This window comes from Microbacterium sp. NPDC089186, from assembly GCF_040685115.1.
GTDB lineage: Bacteria > Actinomycetota > Actinomycetes > Actinomycetales > Microbacteriaceae > Microbacterium > Microbacterium galbum.
Genome location: NZ_JBFBHJ010000003.1, coordinates 627,703 through 653,328 on the forward strand (window position 1 = coordinate 627,703; position 25,626 = coordinate 653,328).

Below are 25,626 nucleotides of genomic sequence, written 5' to 3' on the forward strand. Positions count from 1 at the left end.
AGCACACGGTCCCGGCTCAGGCGGCCCACCCCCACCAGCGCAAGAGCGCCGCAGTCAGAGCTGCGGCGGCGACCACCACGAGGAACGGCGCGCGCGCCCACAGCAGCACCGCAGCGACTCCCACCGCAGGGAGGCGCGCATCGATCGCGAGGGAAGAACCCGCTGCGATCGTCTGCACCGCCACCAAGGCCGCGAGCAGGGCAACCGTCAGCAGGTCCGTGATGCGCGCCGGCCGCGGCGACTCGAGCCAACGCGCGGGAAGCAGGTAACCGACGCCTTTCAGCGCCAGGCACAGGATGGATGCCAGCAGCACAGCGGTCCACAGAGTCATGGCATCCCCCTTTCCTCGGCAGGCCCTGCGCCGGCGGGCCTCGAGCGTCGCGGATCGAACAGGCCCACGGCCACGGCCACCCCGGCCGCGGCGATGACCGGAATGCCGGGCATGAGCACGGGTGTGAGGAGCGCCGCCACGACGCCCGCACCGGCGGCGACCGCGAGCGGCTGTCGCCCGCGTAAGCGCGGCCACAGCAGGGCGAGGAAAGCTGCTGCCGCCGCCGCATCCAGACCGTACGCGCGCGGGTCGCCGAGGACGTCGCCGAGAAGAGCACCGAGCAGCGTCGATAGGTTCCAGCCGATCCAGATCGCCACCCCGGTGACCCAGAACCCGGCTCGACGCGCGCGCGGCTCGGTCTGGGCCAGGCCGACGGCGACGGACTCGTCGATCGTGAAGTGCGTCGCGCCGGCCTTGCGCCAGAAGCCTCCCGCCACCACCGGGGCCATCCGCATCGCGTAGGCCGCGTTTCGCGCACCCAGCAGCACCGCCGAGGCGATGGCCGCGGGAGCCGCGGCGACTCCTCCGGCGGCGATCACCCCGACGAAGGCGAACTGCGACCCACCCGTGAACATCAGCAGGCTCAGCACGCAGGTCTGCCAGACATCGAGACCGGATGCCACCGACAAAGCGCCGAACGAGATGCCGTACGCGCTGGTGGCGAGAGCCACGGCGAGACCTTGGCGGGCCGCGACACCCTCGGGTGTTCGGGAGAGCGAACGCATAGTCATCATCGTGAACGACATTCGCGTCGTTCGTCAAGTCGAACGTTCGCCGAGCATAATGAACGTATGACCGAGCTTGGCGACCGCATCGCGACGACGCTCCGGCGCGAGCGCGAGAGACGCGACCTCAGCGTCTCGGAACTCGGCCGGCGCGCCGGCGTCGCGAAGGCCACGATCTCCCAGCTCGAGAACGGCGGCGGCAACCCCAGCGTCGAGACGCTCTGGGCGCTGGCGAGCGCGCTCGACGTCCCCTTCGCCGTCTTCGTCGACGAGGGCATCCGCTCCCCCACCCTCATCCGCGCCGGAGAAGCAGCCACGGCGGTGCCGTCCTCGGCATCCGACTATTTGGCCGTTCTGCTGTCGGCGAGCCCTCCGCACGCCCGCCGTGACATCTACCTCCTGAGTGCCGAGCCGGGCTCGCCGCGCGTGTCCGACCCGCACCCCCGCGGCACCGTCGAGCATCTGGTGATGGTGAGCGGTCGCGGGCGGGTCGGTCCCGCCGACGCCCCCTTCGAGCTCTCCCCCGGTGATTACCTCTCGTACGCCGGTGATGCCGCGCATGTCTTCGAGGCCCTCACCCCCGGTATGAGCGCGGTGTGCGTGGTCGAGTCGCACTGACTCGCTGGCCGGTGACTCCCGCTCGACCCTGCCGGACGGGCTTCACCGACGGCATTCGGATGGACGGGCTCGCTCGATGACAAGGGTCGGTGCGCGGCGTAGTGTGCGGGTCATGTCCCGCGTCTTCGACATGACCATCTCGTCGGTCTATCCGCTGTACGTCGCGAAAGTCGAGCGCAAGGGGCGCACGAAGGACGAACTGGATGCCGTCATCCGCTGGCTGACCGGGTTCGACGACGCCGCCCTCGCGCGGCACATCGAGGGGAAGACGACCTTCCGCGCCTTCTTCGACGAGGCGACGCTCAACCCGCACGCGAATCAGGTCACGGGAGTGATCTGCGGCATCCGGGTCGAAGAGATCGAGGATCCGCTGATGCACCGCATCCGCGTGCTCGACAAGCTCGTCGACGAACTCGCGAAGGGACGGCCGCTCGCGAAGGTCCTTCGGGGCGGAGAGGGCGTCTCGTCACCCGCGGGGTGAGCCCCTATCCGGGGAGAGAGCCCGCCACCAGCCGTCCGCGCGCCACGACGGCGACGACCGACTCGGCGCGGAGCGCCCCCGCGTCTTCCCAGGGACGCCCGCGGACCACCACGAGGTCGGCGGCGAAGCCGTCGGCGATGCGGCCGAGGTCGTGGCCACGGCCGATCGCGGCGGCCGCGCGCGACGTCGCCGACTGCAGCGCGCGAGCGGCATCCCAGTCGAAGACCCGCGCCATCGCGCGCAGCTCCTCCCATTGGTCGTCGAAGCCCACGTGGAAACCGTTCGCGTCGGTGCCGAGGACGAACTCCACCCCGGCCGCCGCGGCGGCGCGGAAGACGGGGTCGCGCCCCGAGACGAGCTCCTGCGCGATCTCGCGCTGACCGGGGGCCACCGGCACCGATCCATCGGCGATGCGGTCGTTGATGAGCAGGGTCGGTGCGACCGTCGTGCCGCCGGCGACCATCTGCGCCGCCAGGGCGGCGGTGAGCTTCGTCGCGTGCTCGACCGAGTCCACGCCGTGGGCGAGGGCGCGGCGGATGCCGTCCTCGGTATGGGCGTGCGCGGCGACGCGCATCCCCAGCGCGTGCGCCTCGTCGACGATCGCCGCGATCTCGGCATCCGTGTAGTTGCGCCACGACGCCTTGTCGCCGACGGAGAGCACCCCACCGCTGACGGGGACCTTGATGCCGTCGGCGCCCGAGCGCGCCCAGCGGCGCACGAGAGCCCGACAGGCGTCGGGGCCGTCGGCCACCGGCTTGCGGTCGACCACCGCGGGCGGGGTGAAGAGGTCGCCGTGGCCTCCGGTCATGTTGACCAGGCCGTGCGCGAGCACGCGAGGACCCTCGATCACGCCCGCCTCGAGGGCGCGGGAGAGCGAGAACTGGATGTCGTCCGCCGCCAAGTCGCGCACCGTCGTCACGCCCACGGCGAGCGCGCGCCGGGCGTGGGCGAGGCCGTGGAGCACCTGCTCCTCGGGGCGCGTCGTCAGCGGCCACGACAGGAAGTCGGCCGGGGTGTCGGAGGCGTTGCCGATGAGGTGGACGTGCGTGTCGATCAGACCGGGGATCACCGTCAGGTCCGCGTCGCCGGCGGACGCGGTGATGTCGACGGACGAGATCCGGCCCGCGCTCCAGCCCACCGCTCCGACGCCGCGATGCGCGTTCCCGTCCCAGATGTGGACACCGGACAGTTCATTGACGCTCACGCGATCACCTCGAGGAGTTCTGACGGGGGAAGAATCTGCCGAGGGCACGCGGCGGACGCATCCGCGTCCCGGCCACCACGAGCACCGCGAGGGTGACGAGGTACGGGGCGGCCGTCGCGAGCGCGCTCGGGAGGGGCAGGACGAGGGCGGCGACCAGCAGGACCGCCCCGAGGATGAGGGACGGAACGGCCGCGCGGACCCCGAGGCGGCGGCGCAGACGCACCGCGCCGAGAACGACGAACACGGCGCCCAGGACGAACAGCATGCCGCGGAAGGTCTCCGGACGGCCGAGACCGACGGCGTCGCTGAAGCCGAACAGGGCCGATCCTGCGAAGACACCTCCCGGCATCCAGTTTCCGAAGATGAGGGTCGCGAGGCCGATGAAGCCGCGACCGGCGACCTGGTTCTCGACATAGCCCTGTGAGATGAGCACGAGGTAGCCGCCGGCGAAGCCGGCCATGCCGCTGCCCACGAGCACGGCCAGGTAGCGCGTGCGATGCACGTGTCCGCCCAGCGCCTGCAGCGCGGCCGGCTCCTCCCCCGACGCGCGCATGCGCAGACCGAAGCGCGTGCGCCACAGCACGAACGCGGTCAGCGGGATGAGGGCGAGGCCGATGATCGCGGCCAGGGACACATCCCGGGTGAGACCGCCGACGATGCCCGCGAGGGGCGAGAGGACCGGGATGCCGGTGGCCTCGAGGTCGCGCAGAGGATCGGGGGTGCCGAAGCCGCCGGAGAGGAACGGCAGACTCACGCGCGGGACGTTGCCCTCGATGCGCGGCGAGCGCGCGACGCTGCCGCCGTCGAGTCCGCTGAAGACGATGTCGGAGAGGAAGCGGGCGAGGGCCGCGGCGAGCACGTTGATCGCGACACCGACGACGAGCTGGTTCAGGCCGAGCTCCAGGCACAGCACCGCCATCAGCAGCCCGAAGACGAGCCCGCCGACGACACCGCCGATCAGGGCGACCCACGGGCCGCCGAACCAGCCGAAGAGGCCGGCTCCCCACGTTCCGCCGATCATCATGCCCTCGAGGCCGACGTTGATGACGCCCGCGCGCTCGGAGTACAACGCGCCGACGGCCACGACGGCGATGGGGACGGTCAGGCGCAGGGCGGAGCCCCACGTCGACGAGGACGACAGGCCGGGTGCATCGCACACCCATTGCGCGATGAGGAGGAGTGCGAAGCCGAGGAGCACCCAGGACAGGACGCTGCGCGCGCGTCGGCGCGCCGAGGAGGGGGCGCGGGATGCCGCGGGGGCGGTGGTCACTACGGTCATCTCGTCGACGCCTCCTTCGCACGCCCGACGCGGGTGCGCCGGATCGCCGCCATGAGCGCCAGACGACGCTCGCCGTTCTCCACGACCCAGTAGCCGAGGGCCGAGCTCAGCAGCACGACCGCGAGGAAGAGCGTGCCGACCTCGGTGGGGAGCTTGACGATGCCGAGCACCTGGGCGCTGCGCTCCACGAACGCCAGGACCAGGGCACCCAGCGCCGTGCCGATCGGGTGCGAGCGGCCGAGCAGGGCGGCGGCGAGCCCCGTGAACATCAGGTCGGTCGGAAGGGTGCCATCCAGCCGGTGCGCGGTTCCGAGCACGTGCGGCAGGCCCACGAGTCCCGCGATGGCGCCCGAGGCGAGAAGCGAGGTGACGATGCGGCGCCGGACCGAGATGCCGGCGGACTCCGCGGCATCCGGAGACAGATTCGCCACCGTCACGGTGTAGCCCCACACGGTGCGCTCGTGCAGGAGGAAGAACCCGATGCCGAGCAGCACGGCGAGCGGGAGGAAACCCGAGATCTGCACGCGTCCGCCGAGGTCGATGAGCGCGGGCATCGAGCCGTTCCCGCCGATCGGCGCCGAGCCGGTGTTCTGGCCCCCGCCGGAGCGGAACACGTCGGCCAGCAGCACGGCGACGACCGTGGTGGCGATCGCGTTCATGAGGATCGAGGTAATGACCTCGTTCACCCCGCGGTACACCTTCAGCAGGGCGGGCACGAGAGCCCACGCGGCCCCGGCCGCGGCACTCGCGAGCAGCGTCAGCGGGAGGGTGATCCACAGCGGGAACGGCAGCGAGGCGGCGACGACGGCGCCCACGAGCGCCGCGACGCGGTACTGCCCGTCGACACCGATGTTGAACAGCCCCATGCGCAGCGAGAAGGCCGCCGCGATCCCGGCGAAGTACAGCGGGATGGCGTTGTTGACGGTGGATGCCAGGGACTCCGGCGTCGTGCCGTAGGTCCACATCACCTCGAAGGCGGATGCCGCGGAGTATCCGGACACGGTGAGGAACAGGGCCGTGACGACCAGCGCGAGCACGATCGCGATGACCGGGCCGGCGACGGTGCGGAGGATGCGGGCGATCATGCGGCCTCCTCCCCGCCGCGCGCGCCGGTCATGTACTCGCCGACGGTGCCCGCGTCGACGCCGCGGGCGTCGAGCTCGGCCACGATGCGTCCGCGGTGCAGCACCAGGATGCGGTCGGACAGCGCGAGGATCTCGTCGAGGTCGGCCGAGACGAGGAGGGTCGCGAGGCCGCGGTCGCGGGCGGCGGTGAGCTCGCTCCAGATCGCGGCCTGCGCGCCGATGTCGACGCCACGCGTGGGATGGGCGGCCAGGAGCAGGCGCGGGGAGCGCAGGAGCTCGCGGCCCACGATGAACTTCTGCTGGTTTCCACCCGACAGGGTCGCCGCTCTCGTGGCGGGCCCCCCGCCGCGCACATCGAAGGCCGCGATGATCTCGGCCGCCGCCGTCGCGGCGGCGGCACGGGAGAACCAGGGCCCGCGCCGCACGGGGGCGAGCTGCTGGTAGCCGAGCACGGCGTTGTCGCGGAGGGGCAGTGGCAGCACGATCCCGTCGCGGTGGCGGTCCTCCGAGATGTAGCCCATGCCGCGGGCCCGCCGCTGAACGGTCGTCGCCGCGCTGACGTCGTCGTCGTCGAGGAGCACCGTGCCCGTGGCATCCGCTCGTCCGATGAGGGCGGCGAGCAGTTCGGACTGCCCGTTGCCCTCGACCCCGGCCACGCCGACGATCTCGCCCGCGTGCACGCGGAAGGCGACGTCGGAGAGCAGCGGGACGGCTTCGATTCCCGCGACCGTCAGCCCGCGCGTCTCGAGGACCACCCGGTCCGAGACGGGCGACTCGCGCGGGGTCACGACGGGCATCTCGGATGCCACCATCAGCCGCGCCAGCTGGGGTGCAGTCGTCTCGGCGGGCACGGCGGTGCCGACCACCCGACCCGCGCGGATCACCGTGATGTCGTCGGCGAAGGAGAGCACCTCGTCGAGCTTGTGGGAGATGAAGATGACCGCCGCGCCGGCGCGCGTGAAGTCGCGCATCGCGGCGAAGAGGGCCTCGGCCTCGGCGGGGACGAGCACCGCGGTCGGCTCGTCGAGGATGATGATGCGCGCGTCGCGGTACAAGACCTTGAGAATCTCGACGCGCTGCCGCGTACCGACGCCGAGATCCTCGGTCTGGGCGTCGACGGGGACCGGGAAGCCGGTGCGCTCCGCGAGCTCGCCCACCTCACGGCGTGCGCGCGCTGCGTCGATCAGCACCGGCGGACCGGGTTCGTCGGCGAGGACGACGTTCTCCCACACCCGCAGGGCGGGAGCGAGCAGGAAGTGCTGGTGCACGATGCCGATGCCGGCCGCCTGCGCGTCGCGCGGCGAGCGGAAGGTCACGGGAGCGCCGTCGATCTCGATCGTCCCCTCGTCGGGGCTCTCCTCGCCGGAGAGGATCTTCATGAGCGTCGACTTGCCCGCGCCGTTCTCACCCACCACCGCGTGCACGCTTCCCGCGCGGACCGTGAGGTCGATCCGGTCGTTCGCGGTGAACGTCCCGAAGCGCTTCACGATGCCGCTCAGGCGCACCAGCACCTCCTGCTCGTCGGTCATCACAGGGCCGTCGGAACCGTGATCTTGCCGTCGACGATGTCCTTCTCGATCGCGGCGAGCCGGTCGGCGTACGCGTCGAGGAAGCCACCCGAGGTCGAGTATCCGACACCGTCGTTCGACAGGTCGTAGCGCACCTCGCCGGGCTGGAGCGAGCCGTCCAGGAACTCCGAGATCGAGGTCTTCACCGCGACGTCGACGTTCTTGATCGCCGAGGTCAGGATGAACGGCTTGATGGTGTCGGAGACCGTCTGGTAGACGTCGGCGTCGACACCGATGGCCCAGTTCTTCTTGGCATCCGTCGAGCTGGCGGCCGCTTCTTCGTAGACGCCCTGACCGGATCCACCGGCGGCCGCGTAGACGACGTCGGCGCCGCCGGCGTACATGGACGCCGCGGCCTCCTTGCCCTTCGTCGGGTCGGAGAAGCCGGTGAAGTCGCCGAGGGGCGCGAGGTAGGTCTTGTCGACGACGATCGACGGGTCGACCGACTTCGCTCCGGCCTCGAAGCCGGTGAAGAAGTTCTGGATGCTGGGCTGGTCCACTCCGCCGACGAAGCCGACGTGCTTCGAGGTCGAGGCCAGGGCCGCCGCGACCCCGACGAGGTAGGACGACTGCTCGGCCGCGAAGGAGATCGTGGTGACGTCGTCGATGACCGTGCCGGTGTCGGCGTCGACCTGCACGAAGGCGGTGTCGGGGTGGGCGGTCTCGGACATGGGCTGCTGCCACTGGAAGCCGATGCCGATCGCGAGAGACGCGTTCTGCGACAGGGCGAGGTCGACGCGGTCCTGGTAGTCGTCGGTGTTGGGGCTGGAAAGCTCCAGCGGCGCGAACGAGTCCTCCTGCTGGGCCTCGGTGAACCCCTTGTAGGCGCTGTCCATGAAGGAGAAGTCACCGGTGGTGCCGTACAGCAGCGCGATCGTCGGTCCGTCGGACGCGGCCGAGGCCGACCCGGTGTCGGCGGTCTTGCCGCCGCAGCCGGTGAGCGCCAGAGCGGCGACGGTGAGGACGCCGCCCATCGTGAGCAGGGATCGGGTCAGGGGGCGTGACATGGGGACTCCTTCGGTTCGGGTGGGGCGCAGGTCATGTAATCGATTGCACACTGGTCGGACGAATGAGGGGGATGCGACCGAGAGTCACCTTACTCATACCCGTCATTGCTGCCGATTTCAGTCGTGTTGCGGTTCGATTTCGTCACACGTGGGTTGGTAATCGATTGCGTACGCTGAGCGAGTGACCGATTCCGCGCCCTCCGACGAGCTCGCCACCCTCGCCGATGTGGCCTCCGAGGCAGGGGTCTCGACGGCGACCGTGTCGCGCGCGCTCTCGGGATCCCGACCCGTCTCCCCCGACACCCTCAAGCGCGTCCGCGCCGCCGCCGCGCGTCTCGGGTATCGCCACAACGCCGTCGCCAGCGCGCTCCGCTCGAACCGCACCCAGAGCGTGGGGATCGTCCTCCCCCGCTACGCCACGGTCTTCCTGTCCGCCCTCATCGAATCGGTGACCGAGAGTCTCGACGCCCAGGGCATCGGGGCCCTGCTCCGGTACGTCGCGCCCGACGGCGCCGACCACGACGAGCGCGTCGCCGACCTGCTCGACCGCCGGGTCGACGGGCTCATCGTCTGTCCTCCCACCATCGAAGCCTCGGGCCACGCCCAGCGCCTCTCGCACGGTCTGCCCATCGTGCAGGTGGGGCGCTTCCTCGATCCCGACACCCCCAGCGCGGTGAGCCTCGACGAGACGAGCTCGGCCGGTCTCCTCGCGCACCACCTCGCCCGCACCGGCACCCGCAAGATCGTCACGGTCGGCCTCGATCCCGACGCGCCCGCTGACGCGACGCGCATCCGCTCGGTCGGGGAAGCGTGCGCCGCGCGGGGCATCGCGCCCGGCGCCGTGGTGTACCGCGGCAGCGATCTGCTCGCCGGAGTGACCGCGGCGGAGGAGTTGTGGGATGCCGTCACCCCGGGCGAGACGCTCGTGTGCGCCAACGACGACGTGGCCACCGGTGTACTCACCGTCCTGCGGGCGCGCGGAGTCCGCGTCCCGGACGACGTGCAGATCGCCAGCCTGCTGCAGCTGTATCCCGACGCCCAGGGCACGCCCCTCACCTCGCTCCGGCACCCCTGGCGTCAGATGGGCGCGGAGGCCGTCGAGATGCTCGAGCACGCGCAGCGCTCGCGCGTCGCCGCGCGGCGACGCACCGCCCTGAGCGCCGACCTCGTCGTGGGCGCGAGCACCCGGACCCCTCAGGAGGAGTCATGACCGCACCCGTGGACCTCGTCATCCGTCACGCCCGCGTCGCCGCCGAGACGCACCGCCCCGCTCCGGGGTACCCCGACCTGCCGCGCGCGGACACCGCCTCGAGGGGCGGTGTCCGCGATCTGCCCGGTCACAGCATCGGTGTGAGCGCGGGACGCATCGCCTGGATCCTCCCCGACGACGAGGTCGACCTCGCGGCACTGACCGACGCGGAGATCATCGACGCAAGCGGCCTCGTCGCCCTCCCCGGTCTGGTGAACAGTCACACCCACACGCCGATGGTCATGTTCCGCGGCGCGGCCTCCGACGTCCCCACCGCCGAGTGGTTCAACGACCACGTGTGGCCCATGGAGGTCAACCTCACCGACCGCGACATCCGCCTCGGCGCGCGCATCGCGATCGGCGAGCTGCTCCTCGGCGGCGTCACCACCTTCGCCGACCATTACTTCGGCATGTCGACCATCGCCGAAGAGGTCGAGGGCTCCGGCATCCGGGCTCTGCTGGCCGACACCTTCTTCTCGTCCGAGGGCGCGGCCGGTCGCGAGCGCAGCGCGGCGTTCGCGCGCGACGCCGCGGGCTCGGCGAACGGACGCATCACCACGGCCCTCGGCCCGCACGCGCCCTACACCGTCGACGACGACGACCTGCGGGCGACGGCCCGGGATGCCGAGCGCCTGGGCGTGCGCATCCACATCCATGCCGCCGAGAACCTCACGCAGACCGCGTCCAGCCGCTCGCGCGACGGCCGCACCCCGATCGGCATCCTGCATGAGACCGGCGTGCTCGAAGCCGGCGCGCTCATCGCCCACGGCGCGGGCATCGTCGCCGAGGACGCGGAGCTGCTCACCCCCTACGCCGACCGCGTGGGTGTCGCGTCGTGCACGAAGACGTATCTGCTCCACGCGCAGGAGGGCACCACTCCCCTGCGTCTCCTTCACGACGCCGGCATCAGCGTCGGCATCGGCACCGACGGAGCCGCAGGCAGCATGACCCTCGACGTGTGGGAGAACATGCGCCTTCTCGGCATGATCGAGAAGTACGCGTCGGGGGATGCCACCTGGGCGACCTCTGCGCACCTGCTCGACCTCGCGACACGTCAGAACGCCGAGGTGCTCGGCCTCGCCGGCGAGATCGGCGCGCTACGGCCGGGGCTCCGCGCCGACATCGTGCTCGTGGACTTCCGCACCCCGCACCTGCAACCCGTGCACGACCTCGCGCACTCGCTCGCCCTCAGCGCGCACCAGGGAGACGTGACGACCGTGATCGTCGACGGCCGGGTCGTCGTCCGGGACCGTCGGCTGCTGACGATCGATCTCGAGGAGGCTGTCGCGGAGCTCTCGGAGCGTCTTCCGGCGCTGACCGACCGCTCGCACGGACGGCGCGTCCAGGACTACGCGCCCTGAGCCCGGCCTCAGCCCGCGACGAAGCGCTCGACCTGCGCGACGGCGGCGTCGATCACCGCGGCGAAGAGGCGCTCGCCCTTCTCCGCGGTGGCCGGACGAGGGTCTCCGAAGACCGCGCTCGCGCCGATCTCGTGCAGACGCACGGGCCGTAGTCCGAAGTCGACCGGGAACGCGGGATACTCCGGCTCCGCGCGCTCCATCCGCACGAGCTCGGGAGCGGATGCCAGCACCATCGAGGTCTCGATCTCTTCGGCGTGGTTCATCCCCGGCGCGGCGGGGGCGCTCTCGCGCACCGCGTCGGCGGCGTCGGCGAGACCGGGGTGGTCGAGCACGAGGACCCGCAGGCCCTCGGCGGCGAGGTCGCGCGCGGCAGCCGCGAGCGGGAGGCGGTTGCCGAAGTCGCCGTTGACGATGACCACGCGATCGAGGCCGGACGCCGCCGCGCCGCGGACGATGTCGAGAGCGAGGGCCCGCACGGTCTCGGGCGACAGCGATATGGTGCCCGGGTACCCCGACGTCGCCCACGTCTCGCCATAGGCGATCGCCGGCAGAAGGGCCCCGTCGCAGCGCTCCGCGACCGCCCGCGCGATGCGCTCGGCGACGATCGTGTCGGTGCTCAGGGGCAGATGCGGGCCGTGGGCCTCGAGGGCGCCCACGGCCAGCACGGCCAGGCGCCCGCCCGCCGCGACGTGTTCACGCACATCGGCGGACGAGGCACCGGCCAGTTCGAGCATCAGGCGTTGGCATCCTGGCGCTTGGCGCGCGAGGCGGCGCGGCCGCGCTCGGTCGCGTCGAGCACGACCTTGCGGATGCGCACCTTCTCGGGCGTGACCTCGACGCATTCGTCGTCGCGGGCGAACTCGAGCGACTCCTCCAGCGTGAGCACGCGCGGGGGCGTCATCGACTCGAAGGAGTCCGAGGTCGACGAACGCATGTTCGTGAGCTTCTTCTCCTTGGTGATGTTGACGTCCATGTCGTCGGCGCGCGAGTTCTCGCCGATGACCATGCCCTCGTAGACCTCTTCGGTCGGCTGCACGAAGAAGCTCATGCGCTCCTGCAGGGCGATCATGGCGAACGGGGTGACGACGCCCATGCGGTCGGCGACGATCGAGCCGTTCTGGCGGGTCGTGATCGATCCCGCCCAGTCGTCGTAGCCGTGCGAGATGGCGTTGGCGATACCGGTACCGCGCGTGATCGTGAGGAACTCGCTGCGGAAGCCGATGAGACCACGCGAGGGCACGACGAACTCCATGCGCACCCAGCCGGTGCCGTGGTTGGTCATGTTGTCCATGCGGCCCTTGCGCGCGGCCATGAGCTGCGTGATCGCGCCGAGGTGCTCCTCGGGGGCATCGATGGTGAGGTGCTCGTACGGCTCCTTGAGCTTGCCGTCCTCGCCGCGCTTGGTGACCACCTGGGGCTTGCCGACGGTGAGCTCGAAGCCCTCGCGGCGCATGTTCTCGACGAGGATCGCGAGAGCCAGCTCACCGCGGCCCTGGACCTCCCAGGCGTCCGGGCGTCCGATGTCGACGACCTTGAGCGAGACGTTGCCAATGAGCTCGCGGTCGAGGCGGTCCTTCACCATGCGGGCGGTGAGCTTGTGCCCCTTGACCTTGCCCATGAGGGGCGAGGTGTTGGTCCCGATGGTCATCGAGATGGCCGGGTCGTCGACCGTGATGGCCTTGAGCGGGCGCACGTCCTCGGGGTCGGCGATGGTCTCGCCGATCGTGATGTCGGGGAAACCGGCGATCGCGACGATGTCGCCGGGGCCGGCGTCTTCGGCGGGGAAACGCTCGAGGGCGCGGGTCTTGAGCAGCTCGGTGATGCGGGCGTTGCTGGTGGTGCCGTCGGCGCGCACCCAGGCGACGGTCTGGCCCTTCTTGAGCGTGCCGTTGAAGACGCGCAGCAGCGCGAGGCGGCCGAGGAAGGGGCTCGAGTCGAGGTTGGTGACCCAGGCCTGCAGCGGCGCCTCGTCGTCGAACGACGGAGCGGGCACGTGCTCGAGGATCGCGCCGAACAGGGGCTCGAGGTCGTCGTTGTCGGGCAGCGCGCCGTTGTCCGGACGCGTGAGGGATGCCGCGCCGGCACGGCCGGAGGCGTAGACCACCGGCACGTCGAGCAGCGCGTCGACGTCGAGGTCGGGCACGTCGTCGACCAGGTCGGAGGCGAGGCCCAGCAGCAGGTCGTGCGCCTCCTCTTCGACCTCGGCGATGCGCGCGTCGGGGCGGTCGGTCTTGTTGACCAGGAGGATGACGGGGAGCTTGGCCTCGAGGGCCTTGCGCAGCACGAAGCGGGTCTGCGGCAGCGGACCCTCGGACGCGTCGACGAGCAGCACGACACCGTCGACCATCGACAGACCGCGCTCGACCTCGCCGCCGAAGTCGGCGTGGCCGGGGGTGTCGATCACGTTGATCGTGACGGGGACCTCGGTGTGGACACCGTTGTACTCGATCGCCGTGTTTTTGGCGAGGATCGTGATGCCCTTCTCGCGCTCGAGGTCGTTGGAGTCCATCGCGCGCTCTTCGACGTGCGCGTGGTCGCCGAACGAGCCGGTCTGGCGGAGCATGGCGTCGACGAGGGTCGTCTTGCCGTGGTCGACGTGCGCGACGATCGCGACGTTACGGAGGTCAGGACGAAGGGCGTGCGCCATGGAGGGTCTCCAGGAAAGTGAGGGGTGGCGCCCGGAATCGGGCCCTCACAGTCTACCGGGCGCCCGCAACACTCCCGGCAGCGCACGTTCAGGAAGCGCGCACGCACGCGAAAGGGGCGGGATCCCGTGGGATCCCGCCCCCGCATCGCCGAGTCGGACTCAGCTGTTCTGGAAGCCGACGATCGTCCAGTCGACGGTCTCGAACTGGGTGGCGCCCCAGTTCACGAGGCCCTGCTTGACGGCCCAGACGTTGGGCAGCGGCGCGATCGGGATGATCGGCACCGACTCCCACAGGACCTTGTCGATCTCCTGCGCGGTCTCGAGGCGCGCGGCCGGGTCGAGCTCGTTGTTCGCCTGCTCCCACAGGGGGCCGAGACGGTCATCGGCGATGCCGGTGAAGTTCTGCTCCGAGTCCACCGGAGTGAACAGCGAGCGCGTAGACGAGATCGGGTAGGCCGTGCCGACCCACGAGAAGGTCACCATCTCGAAGTCGCCCGGGATGATGTAGTCGCTGAAGTAGCCGCCCACGGGCACCGAGTTCAGCTCCACGGGGATGCCGAATTCGCTCAGGTCGGCCTGGATCTGCTCGGCGCGCTGGATGTTCGTCGCGGTGTCGGCCGGAACCGTGACCGAGAACGTCAGCGGCGTGCCGTCCTTGACCCAGGAGTCGCCGTCCTTGGTGTAGCCGGCGTCTTCGAGGTACTTCGCACCCGCGTCGGTGTCGTAGGGCAGCGCCTCGTCGGTGTAGCCCTCCTGACCGGGCATGAAGATGTAGCTGCCCTGGGTGATGGCAGGGACACCCACGGGCGCGTTCGCCGTGTTGGCGATCTGCTCGCGGTTGACGATGGATGCCACGGCCTTGCGGACGTTGACGTCGGCGAGCGGGCCATCGGAGGCGCGCATGGTGATGTGCGTCCAGGTCAGGCCGTTCGAGGCCTCGATCTGGGCACCCTGCACGTTCTGCGCGGTCTGGTAGAGGTCGGCGTTGGCCGAGATCTCGACGGCGTCGATCTCACCGTTGCTGAACGAGGAGCCCTGCTGGTCCTGGCTCACCGCACGGTAGACGATCGTCTCGAGCTTGGGGGTCTCGCCCCACCAGTTCGGGTTGCGCTCGAGCGTCGCGATCCCGGCGGTCGCGTCGATCGAGCTCACCTTGAAGGGGCCCGACGACGGCACGGCCTGCGAGGTGTAGCCAGTGTTGAAGGTCGTCGGGTCGGCGGTGACGCTGGCCTTGAGCACGGGGCTCAGCAGCGACTGCCAGTCGGCGAACACCGACGAGAAGGTGATCTTGAGGTCGAACTCGTCCGTGCCCTGCTCGACCGAGGAGACCTGGTCCCATCCGGTGGTCGAGGTGACGATGTACTCGGGGTTCGAGCCGTTGTTGGCCTTCCACATGCCCTGGTAATCGGCGACGGTGATGGGCGTGCCGTCCTCCCAGACGGCATCCGGGTTCAGCTTGACCTCGACGACCTGGGGGTCTTCGCTGACGAGCTCGGCGGAGGAGGCGTAGTTCTCGTCGACGACGGGCTCGCCCGATTCGTCGATCTTGATCGGACCGCCGCTCATCGTCGTGTAGATGTCGTTGGTGTCGCGCTCGTTGCCGTCGATCTGGTAGATGTTCCAGTTCACCGGCAGAGACGACACGGCGAGCGTCAGCGAGCCGCCGTCCTGCACGTCGGCCGCGTCGGCGCGCACCCACGCGGTCGAGGGCAGTGAGTTCTGGTCGTCGGGGTTCGCCGACGGGGCCGCGGTGTTGCCCGGCGCACAGCCGGCGACGGCCAGGGCGGCGGCGCTCAGCAGCGCGAGTGCGCCGAGAGCCTTCGCTTTGCGGATCATGTGATCAGTCCTCTCGTTGGTGATCGGGGAGGGTCTGCGACGACATGGTGCCGTCGGCCGCAGACGTTCGGGGGGACGCGGCCGATGCCGTCTCGAGGACGAGGTCGGAGCGCTCGGCGTAGTGGCACGCCACCTCGGAGTGCGCCGAGGGGCGCAGACCGGGGTCGTCGGAGTCGCACCGACGCCGGTCGGCGTCGGGCAGCAGGCGATACAACGGGCACCGCGTGCGGAAGCGGCATCCCGAGATCTCCTGCGTGGGGCTCGGCAGATCGCCGTCCAGCAGGATGCGGGTGCGTGAGCGCTCGATCCGCGGATCCGGGATGGGCGCCGCCGAGATGAGGGCCTTGGTGTACGGATGCCGCGGGTCGTCGAACACCGCGTCGACCGGGCCCTGCTCGACGATGCGCCCGAGGTACATGACCGCGACGTCGTCGGCGATCTGACGCACGACCGCGAGGTCGTGGGCGACGAACAGGAAGGACAGGCCGAGGCGCTCCTTGAGGTCTTCGAGCAGGTTGATCACGCCCGCCTGGATCGACACGTCGAGCGCCGAGACGGGCTCGTCGAGCACGACGACGGCGGGGTCGGTCGCGAGCGCACGGGCGATGCCGATGCGCTGACGCTGGCCGCCCGAGAACTCGTGCGGGTAGCGGTCCGACATCGCCGGGTCCAGGCCCACCAGCTCCAGCAGCTCCGTCATCTTGCGATCGCGTTCCGCGCGCGCAACGCCCTGCACCAGCAGGGGCTCGGTGATGACCTCGCCCACCGGCAGGCGCGGGTCGATCGCACCCATCGGGTCTTGGAAGACGATCTGTATGCCTTTGCGCAGCTGCGCCTTGTCTTTGCGGCTCACGGTCGCGACGTCGGTGCCGTTGATGCGGATGCTGCCGCTCTGCGGGGCGACCATCTCCATGATCTCGAGGATGGTCGTGGTCTTCCCGCACCCGGACTCCCCCACCAGCCCCATCGTGCGACCGGGCTGGATCGAGAACGAGACGCCGTCGACCGCGCGCACCGTGCCGACGCGCCGCGGGAAGACGGCGCCCTTCATCAGCGGGAAGTGCTTGGTGAGGTCGGTGACCTCGACCGCCGGCGTGACATCGGGCCGCAGCGGCGGGATCTCGCCCAGCGGCTCGGGGCGGGGGAAGATGTCGGGCCGCGCAAGGGCGCCGGAGGCGATCTCGCCGGCGCGGATGCACGCCGAGACGTGGTCGGGGTCGGCGCCGTGCACGACGAGCTCGGGCTCGACCTCGCGGCACGCATCGATCGCGATCGGGCAGCGCGCGGCGAACGGACAGCCCTTCGGCAGGCTCGCCAGGGACGGCGGTCGCCCCTCGAGCGGAACGAGCCGGTGCGACCCCGCGGTCTGCATGTTGGGGACGGAGCGCAGCAGGCCCACCGTGTACGGCATGTGCGGGTCGTGGAAGATCTCGTCGACCGAACCGCGCTCGACGAGCGTGCCCGCGTACATCACCGCGACGCGATCGGCGTGACCGGCGACGACGCCGAGGTCGTGCGTGATGAGGACGACCGCCGCCCCGGTCACCTCGCGCGCCTTCTGCAGCACGTCGAGGATCTGCGCCTGGATCGTCACGTCGAGCGCCGTGGTCGGCTCGTCGGCGATGATCACGCGCGGGTCGTTCGCGATCGCCATGGCGATCATCGCGCGCTGGCGCATGCCGCCCGAGAACTCGTGCGGGTACGCGCGGGCCCGGCGCTCGGCATCCGGGATGCCGACGAGCTTGAGCAGCTCCACCGACCGGGCGTGCGCGGCCTGGGCCGACAGCGCGCGGTCGTGCAGCCGCAGGCCCTCGGAGATCTGGTCGCCCACGGTGTACACCGGGGTCAGTGCGGACAGCGGGTCCTGGAAGACCATGGCCAACTCGGCGCCGCGGATCTTCGACAGCTGGGCGTCGTTCATCGACAGCAGCGAACGCCCGTCGTAGAGGATGTCGCCCTCGACGCGCGCGTTCGACGGCAGCAATCCCATCACCGCGAGCGAGGAGACGCTCTTCCCGGAGCCGGACTCGCCGACGATCCCGAGGAACTCCCCCTCGTGCACGTCGTACGAGATCCCGCGCACGGCGCGGACGTCGCCGCCCTCGCGCTGCGGGAAGGTGACGCTGAGGTCGCGGACCGACAGCAGAGGGGTGCGTCCGGTGGAGGACAGCAGGGTGGCGGAACGGGTGTCAGTCACGGTTCGCTCCCGAGGTGGGGTCGATGGCGTCGCGCAGGGCGTCGCCGATGAGGCTGATGGCCAGGAGCAGCACGATCAGCACGCCGGCGGGGTACACGAACAGCCAGGGGCGGGTCACGGCCGCCGACGTGCCGGCGGCGAGCAGCGTGCCGAGCGAGACGTCGGGCGCCTGGACGCCGAAGCCGAAGTAGCTGAGCGAGGTCTCGGCCATGATGGCCGCGACGATGCCGAGGGTCGCGTCGATGATGAGCAACGACGCGATGTTGGGGATGATGTGGCGACCGAGGATCTTGCGCGTCGGCATGCCCATGTAGCGAGCCGCGCGCACGAAGTCGCGGTTGCGCAGCGAACGCGTCTGGTTGCGCACCACCTGGGCGAGGATCATCCAGCTGAACACCGCGAGGAAGAATGTCAGCGCCAGCCAGGACAGGCCGCGCGTCAGCGGGCTGAGCAGCACGAGGATGAAGAACGAGGGGATGACGAGCAGCAGGTGGATGAGCCACCCGATGACCGCGTCGATCTTCCCGCCGAGGTATCCGGCGACCGAGCCCACGGCGGCGGCGATCAGCGTCGCGCCGATGCCGGCGAGGGCGCCGATGATGAGCGACTTCTGCAAGCCGACGAGGGTCTGGGCGTAGATGTCCTGACCGATGCCGTTCGTGCCGAACCAGTGCAGCTGGGTGGGTCCCAGGCCGACGTTGAGGAAGTCGCGCTCCGTGGCGTCGTAGGGGTAGACCAGGGGGCCGATGAAGGCCCACAGCACGATGAACACGAGGATGCTCGCGCCGACCCAGAAGCGGGGCATCTTGCGCAGCCGGGCCCGCACGAGCGCTCCGCGGGAGAGCGCCTTGCGTTCGCGGGTCACGGGGCTGGTGGCGACGAGCGTGCCGTCCACGGCCTCTTCCTGCATCGTCATGTCAGCTCCTCACTCTCGGGTCGAGTGCGGCGTAGAGCACTTCGGACAGGGTCGACGACAGCAGCACGAGCACCGCGACGAAGAGGGTCGAACCGGCCACCGCGTTGATGTCCTGCTGGGTCACGGCGTTGAGCTGGAACTGCCCCATGCCGCGCCACGAGAACACGATCTCGAGCATGGTCGAGCCCGCAATCAGGGTGCCGAAGCTGTAGGCGAAGAACGTCGACATCGGGATCAGCGCGATGCGCACGCCGTGGCGGAAGAGCGCCTGCGTGCGCGGCAGTCCCTTCGCGCGCGCGGTGCGGATGTAGTCGGCGCCGAGGACGTCGAGCATCATGCTGCGCTGATAGCGCGAATAGGACGCGGCACTGATGAGCACGAGCGCGATCGTGGGCAGCAGCAGATGAACGGCGCGATCGGCGACGACCGGCCAGAAGCCCTCGATGCCGGCGGTGTACTCGCCCGTGAAGCGGATGACCTGCGTTCCGAGGGCGTTGTTGAACCCGGTCGCGGCGATCATGAGCAGCACGCCGATCACGAAGGTGGGCGTCGCGAACACGAGGTACGAGGCGTACGTCGTCACCTGGTCGCTCGCGCGGTACTGCCGCACGGCTCCCCACACGCCCACGAGCACGCCGACGACGGCGCCGATGAGCGAACCGATGAGCAGCAGACGCAGGCTCGTGCCGGCGCGGGCGGAGATCTCGGCCATGACGTCCTGGCCGCCGATGGTGGAGCCGAGGGAGAACTTCGTGAACAGGTTCACGAGCCAGTTCCACAGTCGCACGAGGATCGGCACGTCGGGGTTGGCCCCGAGCGCGTTCAGACTCGCGATGATCGAGTCCTCCGGCGGCCGCGGGTTCATGCCGTAGAAGCGATCCTGGGGTCGCAGCAGCGCGGACCCGAGCACGTACGCGAGGCAGGTCGCCAGCAGGCTCAGAACCGCGTAGTTCAGGAACCGGCGCAGGACGTACAACGTCATGAGGCGCGCAGGCCTGTCCGGAACATGTCGATGATCTGCATGGTGGTCCTCTCGCCTTCGAGATCCCCGCCGATTCTTTCGCCTGGCTAAGGATCTTCAGAGACCCTACGTCGGCACCTCGCGGAATGTGTGCCGGGGGAACACACTTTTCACGACCGTAACAAAGCCCTTACATGGCGCTTTGTCACGAGCGGTTGATGCTGGCGCAGCACTGCGCTCAGCGGACACCGCCGGAAATGAACAAAGCGATAATAACCCAGAGGATCAGAACCACCAGGGAAATCAGCGAAGGAATGTCCCAGAAACGACGAACGACGCCGCCGGCGGTCGCATTCATGCGGGCGGACTCCCACGCGTCCTGGATGATCTGAAGATCACGGATGGCGGGGGGCTCGCGCCGCCCCCGCTCGTCGTCACGGCGAAGCGCGGGGCGCCCCGGTCGTCCGGCCACCGGGCCCCCGAAGGCCTTCACCACCCGCGGTTCGTCGGTGCGCACCTCGAGCTGCCACCGCATGTCGATGTCGCTCACGCGCGCCCACGCGATCTCGGTGACGCGCAGAGGATTGTGGATGCGGATGCCGCGGGCGTCGATGCGCACGTGCGGGGCGAACAGCAGGGCGTACACGCCCCACAGCGCCAGCAGCACCCAGGGCGCGAGGAGCAGCATCTCGCCGACGCCGGCGCGGAGCGCGGCATCCCCGAGGAGGACGACCGCGAGCACCGCGCCGAGCACGAGCCCGAAGAGGGAGGACGGGGCGCGGAACACCCGTGGGTGCTCCGCGCCCCGGAAGCGCTCGTCGCGCGTCACGCGCCGCCCAGCTGGAGGGAGGCGCCGGGGATGGCGTCGAGGAGACGCCGCGTGTACTCCTGCGACGGCTGCGCGAAGATCTCGTCCACGGTGCCCTGCTCGACGAGCTTGCCCCGCTCCATGACGCACACCAGGTCGGCGGCGACACGGACGACGGCGAGGTCGTGCGTGATGAACAGGTACGTGAGACCGAGCTCGGACTGCAGCTCCGCGAGCAACTGGAGGATCTGCGCCTGCACGAGCACGTCGAGCGCCGAGACGGCCTCGTCGAGCACGAGGATGTCGGGCTTGAGCGCGAGCGCGCGCGCGATGGCGACACGCTGACGCTGACCACCGGACAGCTCGTTCGGGTAACGCGACGCCAGCTCCTGCGGCAGGGCGACCTGCTCGAGCAGCTCCTCCACCCGCTCGCGACGCGAGGTGGTGTCACCCACCTTGTGGATGTTGAGCGGCTCGGCGATGAGGTTGCCGATGCTGCGCAGCGGGTCGAGCGAGCCGTAGGGGTCCTGGAACACGGGCTGCATGCGGCGACGCAGGGCGAAGGTGTCCTTCGCGCTGAGCCTGCCGGTGTTCACGCCGTCGACCTCGATCGACCCCGAGGTGGGCTCCTCGAGCTTGAGCACCATCTTGGCGATGGTCGACTTGCCCGAGCCCGACTCCCCCACGAGCGCCAGCGTCTTGCCGCGCGGGATCTCGAACGAGACCCCGTCGACCGCGCGGAACTGCTCGCTGCGGAACCCGCCCTGGCGGATCTTGTACTCCTTGACCAGGTCGGTCACCTTCACGGTCGCCGGAGCGTCGAGGTCGGCCTCGCGGAGGATGCCACGGTCCTCCGCCTTCGCCTGGATGCGCTGCGACGCGATGCTCGGCGCCGCGGCGACCAGCCGCTGGGTGTACGGGTGCTGCGGGTTCTCGAGGATCTCGCGGCTCGGACCCGACTCGACGATCTCGCCCTGGTTCATCACGACGATGGTGTCGGCGCGCTCGGCGGCCAGACCCAGGTCGTGCGTGATGAGCAGCACCGACGTGCCGCGCTCCCGCGTGAGGGATGCCATGTGGTCGAGGATCACGCGCTGCACCGTGACGTCGAGGGCCGAGGTCGGCTCGTCGGCGATCAGGAGCTTCGGATCGGCGGCGAGGCCGATGCCGATGAGCGCACGCTGGCGCATACCGCCCGAGAACTGGTGCGGGTACTGGTGCAACCGGCGTTCGGCATCGGCGAGACCGGCCTGCTTGAGCACCTCGATGGCGCGCTTCTCGACCTCTTTCCGGCCGGTGGCGATCCCGTTCGCGCGGATCGCCTCCTTGACCTGGAAGCCGATGCTCCACACCGGGTTGAGGTTGGACATCGGGTCCTGGGGGACGTATCCGATGTCCTTGCCGCGGACGGACTCGAACTGCGACGAGGTCAGGCCCGTCAGCTCGCGTCCGTCGAGCGTGATGCTGCCGCCGGTGACGTGACCGGTGCCGGGGAGCAGCCCGATCACCGCGGAGGCGGTGGTGGACTTGCCCGAACCCGACTCGCCCACGATGGCCACCGTCTGGCCGGGGTAGACGTCGAGGCTCACGCCGTGCAGGACCTGGCGGGAACCGCCCTGACCTTCGAAGGCGACCTTGAGGTCGCGCACGGACAGCAGCGGCGTCATGGTGGCGTCGCTCATCGGCGGGCCCTCGCTCTCGGGTCGATGGCGTCTCGGATGAGCTCGCCCAGCATGATGAACGCCAGCACCGTCACGGTCAGCGCCAGCGACGGCCAGATCAGCGCGGCCGGCGCGACGCGCAGCGACTGCTGGGCCTGGCTGATGTCGTTACCCCACGACATGGTGTCGCCGCCGAGGCCGACACCGAGGAACGACAGGGTCGCCTCGGCCACGATCGCCGCCGCGAGGCTGATGGTCGTGACGACCAGCAGAGGGGCGATGGCGTTGGGGATGACGTGGGTGAGCAGCGTCTTGAAGCGCGACTGCCCGAGGGCCTGGGATGCGGCGACGTAGTCCGCCTGACGCACACGCAGCACCTCGGCGCGCACGACGCGTGCCGTGGAGGCCCACGCGAACCCGCCGATCGCGAACGCCAGGGTGAAGACGTTGCGGTACTGCGAGAACACGCTCATGACGACGATCGCCGCGAGGATGTAGGGGATCGAGAAGAAGATGTCGCCGACGCGCGAGATCACCGCGTCGAGCCATCCACCGTAGAAGCCCGACAGCGCGCCCATGATGAGGCCGATGATCGTGCCGATCGCCGTGGCGAGCAGACCCACCGACAGCGAGGTGCGCGCACCCCACACGATGCGGGAGAACGTGTCGCAGCCCTGGAAGGTGAAGCCGAGGATGTGACCCGCGGTCGGGCCGCCGTTGCTGTTGGACAGCTGGCAGTCGTTGTTCGGCGGCACCTGGGTGAACAGCGTCGGGAACGCCGCCATCAGGATCACGACGGCCATGACGGCCAGGGCGATCCAGAAGGTGGGCCGACGGCGCAGGTCGCGCCACGCGTCGAGCCAGAGGTTGCTCTTGCGGGCGGCGACGCGCACGGCGTCGACCGAGATGGTCTCGGTCTTGATGGGGGCGACGAAGTGCGGCGCCGGGAAACGATTACTTGACATAGCGGATCCTCGGGTCAAGGAGACCGTACAGAAGGTCGACGACGAGGTTGACCAGCACGTAGATGATGACGAAGACGGTCACGAAGGACACGACCGTGGGGCCCTCGCCGCGGATGGTCGCCTGGTAGAGCGTGTTGCCGACGCCGGGGATGTTGAAGATTCCCTCGGTCACGGTCGCGCCCACCAGCAGCACACCGAAGTTGGTCGCGGAGTTGGTGATCACCGGGATGAGCGAGTTGCGCAGCACGTGCACGGGGATCACACGACGACGCGAGAGACCCTTGCTGTAGGCGGTGCGCACCCAGTCCTGGTTGAGCGTGTCGATGACCGACCCGCGCATCAGGCGCATGCTCGTCGCGAAGAGGCTCAGGCCCAGGACGATCGCCGGGAGGATGAGATCCCCCCACCCGTTCTGGGCACCGACCGTCGGGCGGAACCACCCGAGTTGGACGGCGAGGAAGTACTGCGCGAGGAAGCAGGCCACGAAGATCGGCAGGGCGACGAACAGGAGCGCCACGATGAGGGCGACGTTGTCGAACAGCTTGCCCTTGCGGATGGCCGAGATGGTGCCGACGACGATGGCGAGCACGAACTCGATCGCGAGGGCCATCACGGCCAGTCGAGCCGTCACCGGCAGGGTGCGGGCGAGGACCTCGTTCACGGACTGGCCGGAGAAGGTCGTCCCGAGGTCGCCCTGGAAGATGCCGCCGAGGTACAGGAAGTACTGGACGATGAAGGGCTGGTCGAGGTGGTACTGCGCGCGCAGGGCTTCGACGACCTGCGGGGCGGGGGTCTTGTCGCCGAAGAGCCCGAGGATCGGGTCTCCCGGCATGGCGAAGACCATGAAGTAGATCAGCAGCGTGGCCCCGAAGAACACGGGGAGCACCTGCAGCAGACGTCTGAGGATGTAGCCGAGCATCCGCTCTCTTTTCGAACGTGGGAAACGCCTCATCGGACGTCACGTGGGGGGCCGGGCTCAGAAGAGCCCGTGCTGTTTTATCACACGTCGTGATGAGGCCTGGCTGGCAGACCGCGAGGCGGTGACGAATCCGTCACCGCCTCGCGGCCAGAGATCGGAAGGGTTACTTCGTGATCTCGTAGTACAGCGGAACCGAGTTCCACCCGAACTTGACGTTGTTCACGCCGTCGGCGAATCCGCCGGTGACGTTGGAGTACCAGAGCGGGATGGCGGGCAGGTCCTGGAGCAGGATCTCCTGCGCCTTCTGGAAGTCGGCGTTCTGCGCGTCGACCTCGGTCTCGGCGATACCGGTCGAGAGCAGGCTGTCAAACTCGGGGTTCGAGTAGTCACCGTCGTTCGACGAGGCGTCGGTCGCGTAGAGCGGTCCGAGGAAGTTGTACAGACCGGGGTAGTCGGCCTGCCAACCGGTGCGGAAGGCGGTCTGGATGCTGCGGTCGGTGATGGCCGAACGGGCTTCCTTGAACGTCGGGTAGGGAGCGCCCGACGCGTCGATGCCGAGGGTGTTCTTGATCGAGTTGGTCACCGCGTCGACCCAGGTCTGGTGACCACCGTCGGCGTTGTACGCGATCTGGAAGGTACCGGTCCAGGGCGAGATGGCGTCGGCCTGGGCCCACAGCTCCTTCGCCTTGGCCTCGTCGTACTGCAGCACGTCGGCGCCGGTGAGCGAGTCCGACCAACCGTCGATGACCGGCGAGGTGAAGTCGCTGGCCGGGGTACGGGTGCCCTGGAAGATCGTCTTCGTGATCTCGTCGCGGTTGATGGCCATCGACAGCGCCTGACGACGCAGCTTGCCCTCTTCGCCGCCGAAGTGCGCGAGGCGCTCCGGGATGGTGAACGACTGGAACACCGCGGCCGGCTGGTTGACCGCGCGGTCGCCCAGGTCGGACTCGAAGGTCGCCTGCGATGCCGGCGGGATCGCGTCGATCACGTCGACGTTGCCGCCGAGGAGGTCGGCGTAAGCGGCATCCTGGGATGCGTAGAAGACGACCGTCAGGCCGCCGTTGGCGACCGTGCGACCACCCTGGTAGTCGTCGTTCTTGACGAGGTCGATCTGCACGTTGTGCTGCCATGCGCCGTCGCTGGCGAGCTTGTACGGACCGTTGCCGATCGGGTTCTCACCGAAGGCGGCCATGTCGTCGAACGCGCTGTCGGGCAGCGGGAAGAACGCCGAGTAGCCCAGGCGCAGCGCGAAGTCGGCGGCGGGCTTGGACAGGGCGATCGTGAAGGTGTAGTCGTCGACCTTCTGCAGACCGGTCAGCTCCGAGTCGGCGTCGTAGCTGAAGCCGACGATGTCCTCGAAGAAGTAGCTGTTCAGCTGGTTGTTCGACAGCTGAGCGCCCCAGTTCCAGGCCTTGATGAAGTTGTCGGCCTTGACCTCGGTGCCGTCCGTGAACTTCTGGCCCTTCTTCAGGGTCACCGTGAGGTTCTGCGCGTCGTTGGTGACGATGGACTCGGCCATGTCGTTCACCGGGGCGCCGTCGGCGTCGTAGTAGACCAGACCCGCGAAGATCGAGTCGAGGATCTTGCCGCCGCCGACCTCGTTGGTGTTGGTCGGGATCAGCGGGTTCTGCGGCTCCGAACCGTTGGTCCGGATGATGGCCGAGGCGTCGCCGCCCGAGGCCGAGCCGCTGCCGCCGTTGTCTCCGCCCGAGCAGCCGGCGAGCATGAGCCCGACAGCTCCCAGCAGGGCGAGACTGGAGAGGGCAATCTTGTTGCGCTTCACAGTTCCTCCAGGGAAGGGATGATCA

The 25,626-nt window shown here is 69.7% G+C and carries 22 protein-coding genes; 4 read left to right on the forward strand and 18 right to left on the reverse strand.

Features of this window, described 5'->3' with window-relative positions; all coding sequences use genetic code 11:
• Positions 1-16: 16 nt before the first annotated feature.
• Together AB0N82_RS13270 and AB0N82_RS13275 are read right to left on the reverse strand one after the other, a co-directional pair.
• Positions 17-331 (reverse strand): AzlD domain-containing protein, encoded by a 315-nt coding sequence (locus AB0N82_RS13270; RefSeq protein WP_363392150.1) that lies wholly within the window; start codon positions 329-331, stop codon positions 17-19.
• Entirely contained in the window at positions 328-1,056 is a 729-nt protein-coding gene (locus AB0N82_RS13275; RefSeq protein WP_363392152.1) for an AzlC family ABC transporter permease, read from the reverse strand. Before AB0N82_RS13275 ends, AB0N82_RS13270 begins: the two co-directional genes overlap by 4 nt.
• A gap of 66 nt (positions 1,057-1,122) precedes the next feature.
• On the opposite strand from AB0N82_RS13275, the gene AB0N82_RS13280 reads away from it, so the two are divergent.
• Positions 1,123-1,674 (forward strand): helix-turn-helix domain-containing protein, encoded by a 552-nt coding sequence (locus AB0N82_RS13280; RefSeq protein ID WP_315995367.1) that lies wholly within the window; start codon positions 1,123-1,125, stop codon positions 1,672-1,674.
• Positions 1,675-1,786: 112 nt separating this feature from the next.
• Positions 1,787-2,155, forward strand: a complete 369-nt coding sequence (locus AB0N82_RS13285; RefSeq protein WP_363392154.1) for a DUF2200 domain-containing protein — start codon at positions 1,787-1,789, stop codon at positions 2,153-2,155.
• Between the two features lie 4 nt (positions 2,156-2,159).
• Here the strand turns inward: AB0N82_RS13285 and AB0N82_RS13290 are convergent, their stop codons facing one another.
• Genes AB0N82_RS13290 through AB0N82_RS13310 form a run of 5 tightly spaced genes read right to left on the reverse strand, consistent with a single transcriptional unit; the run spans position 2,160 to position 8,298 of the window.
• The gene (locus tag AB0N82_RS13290) at positions 2,160-3,359 is read right to left on the reverse strand and encodes an amidohydrolase family protein (RefSeq protein ID WP_315995365.1); all 1,200 of its coding nucleotides are present in this window, start codon (positions 3,357-3,359) and stop codon (positions 2,160-2,162) included.
• A 4-nt stretch (positions 3,360-3,363) separates the two neighbouring features.
• The gene (locus tag AB0N82_RS13295; RefSeq protein WP_363392156.1) at positions 3,364-4,629 is read right to left on the reverse strand and encodes an ABC transporter permease; all 1,266 of its coding nucleotides are present in this window, start codon (positions 4,627-4,629) and stop codon (positions 3,364-3,366) included.
• A gap of 5 nt (positions 4,630-4,634) precedes the next feature.
• Positions 4,635-5,723 carry an ABC transporter permease gene (locus tag AB0N82_RS13300; RefSeq protein WP_315995363.1) on the reverse strand — a complete coding sequence of 363 codons (1,089 nt, stop codon included), beginning with the start codon at positions 5,721-5,723 and terminating at the stop codon, positions 4,635-4,637.
• The gene (locus AB0N82_RS13305) at positions 5,720-7,252 is read right to left on the reverse strand and encodes an ABC transporter ATP-binding protein (protein ID WP_363392159.1); all 1,533 of its coding nucleotides are present in this window, start codon (positions 7,250-7,252) and stop codon (positions 5,720-5,722) included. Before AB0N82_RS13305 ends, AB0N82_RS13300 begins: the two co-directional genes overlap by 4 nt.
• Positions 7,252-8,298, reverse strand: coding sequence for a BMP family ABC transporter substrate-binding protein (locus AB0N82_RS13310; protein WP_363392161.1), 1,047 nt, complete (start codon positions 8,296-8,298; stop codon positions 7,252-7,254). Before AB0N82_RS13310 ends, AB0N82_RS13305 begins: the two co-directional genes overlap by 1 nt.
• A 181-nt stretch (positions 8,299-8,479) precedes the next feature.
• Here AB0N82_RS13310 and AB0N82_RS13315 point away from each other — a divergent pair, with 181 nt between their 5' ends.
• Positions 8,480-9,508 carry a LacI family DNA-binding transcriptional regulator gene (locus tag AB0N82_RS13315; protein ID WP_363392163.1) on the forward strand — a complete coding sequence of 343 codons (1,029 nt, stop codon included), beginning with the start codon at positions 8,480-8,482 and terminating at the stop codon, positions 9,506-9,508.
• The gene (locus AB0N82_RS13320; RefSeq protein WP_363392165.1) at positions 9,505-10,908 is read left to right on the forward strand and encodes an amidohydrolase; all 1,404 of its coding nucleotides are present in this window, start codon (positions 9,505-9,507) and stop codon (positions 10,906-10,908) included. The genes AB0N82_RS13315 and AB0N82_RS13320 overlap by 4 nt, the downstream gene beginning before the upstream one ends.
• 8 nt (positions 10,909-10,916) lie before the next feature.
• Here AB0N82_RS13320 and AB0N82_RS13325 read toward each other — a convergent pair whose 3' ends face one another.
• The 11 genes from AB0N82_RS13325 to AB0N82_RS13375 form a co-directional block, all read right to left on the reverse strand.
• Positions 10,917-11,642, reverse strand: a complete 726-nt coding sequence (locus AB0N82_RS13325) for a creatininase family protein (protein ID WP_315995358.1) — start codon at positions 11,640-11,642, stop codon at positions 10,917-10,919.
• The gene (gene typA / locus AB0N82_RS13330) at positions 11,642-13,555 is read right to left on the reverse strand and encodes a translational GTPase TypA (protein ID WP_315995357.1); all 1,914 of its coding nucleotides are present in this window, start codon (positions 13,553-13,555) and stop codon (positions 11,642-11,644) included. The genes AB0N82_RS13325 and typA overlap by 1 nt, the downstream gene beginning before the upstream one ends.
• A 159-nt stretch (positions 13,556-13,714) precedes the next feature.
• Positions 13,715-15,391 carry an ABC transporter family substrate-binding protein gene (locus tag AB0N82_RS13335; protein WP_315995356.1) on the reverse strand — a complete coding sequence of 559 codons (1,677 nt, stop codon included), beginning with the start codon at positions 15,389-15,391 and terminating at the stop codon, positions 13,715-13,717.
• A gap of 4 nt (positions 15,392-15,395) precedes the next feature.
• Complete coding sequence (locus AB0N82_RS13340; protein WP_315995355.1) at positions 15,396-17,588, reverse strand: dipeptide ABC transporter ATP-binding protein; 2,193 nt, start codon at positions 17,586-17,588, stop codon at positions 15,396-15,398.
• The gene (locus AB0N82_RS13345; protein ID WP_363392168.1) at positions 17,581-18,504 is read right to left on the reverse strand and encodes an ABC transporter permease; all 924 of its coding nucleotides are present in this window, start codon (positions 18,502-18,504) and stop codon (positions 17,581-17,583) included. Before AB0N82_RS13345 ends, AB0N82_RS13340 begins: the two co-directional genes overlap by 8 nt.
• Position 18,505: 1 nt before the next feature.
• Positions 18,506-19,486: an ABC transporter permease gene (locus tag AB0N82_RS13350; RefSeq protein ID WP_315995353.1), complete on the reverse strand. Its 981-nt coding sequence runs from the start codon at positions 19,484-19,486 to the stop codon at positions 18,506-18,508.
• Between the two features lie 217 nt (positions 19,487-19,703).
• The gene (locus AB0N82_RS13355) at positions 19,704-20,252 is read right to left on the reverse strand and encodes a PH domain-containing protein (RefSeq protein ID WP_363392170.1); all 549 of its coding nucleotides are present in this window, start codon (positions 20,250-20,252) and stop codon (positions 19,704-19,706) included.
• A gap of 38 nt (positions 20,253-20,290) precedes the next feature.
• Complete coding sequence (locus AB0N82_RS13360) at positions 20,291-21,955, reverse strand: ABC transporter ATP-binding protein (RefSeq protein WP_315995351.1); 1,665 nt, start codon at positions 21,953-21,955, stop codon at positions 20,291-20,293.
• Complete coding sequence (locus AB0N82_RS13365; protein WP_363392173.1) at positions 21,952-22,899, reverse strand: ABC transporter permease; 948 nt, start codon at positions 22,897-22,899, stop codon at positions 21,952-21,954. Before AB0N82_RS13365 ends, AB0N82_RS13360 begins: the two co-directional genes overlap by 4 nt.
• Positions 22,889-23,818 (reverse strand): ABC transporter permease, encoded by a 930-nt coding sequence (locus tag AB0N82_RS13370; RefSeq protein WP_315995349.1) that lies wholly within the window; start codon positions 23,816-23,818, stop codon positions 22,889-22,891. Before AB0N82_RS13370 ends, AB0N82_RS13365 begins: the two co-directional genes overlap by 11 nt.
• 163 nt (positions 23,819-23,981) lie before the next feature.
• A complete protein-coding gene (locus AB0N82_RS13375; protein WP_315995348.1) occupies positions 23,982-25,601 on the reverse strand; it encodes an ABC transporter substrate-binding protein in 1,620 nt (539 codons plus the stop codon).
• Positions 25,602-25,626 lie beyond the last annotated feature (25 nt).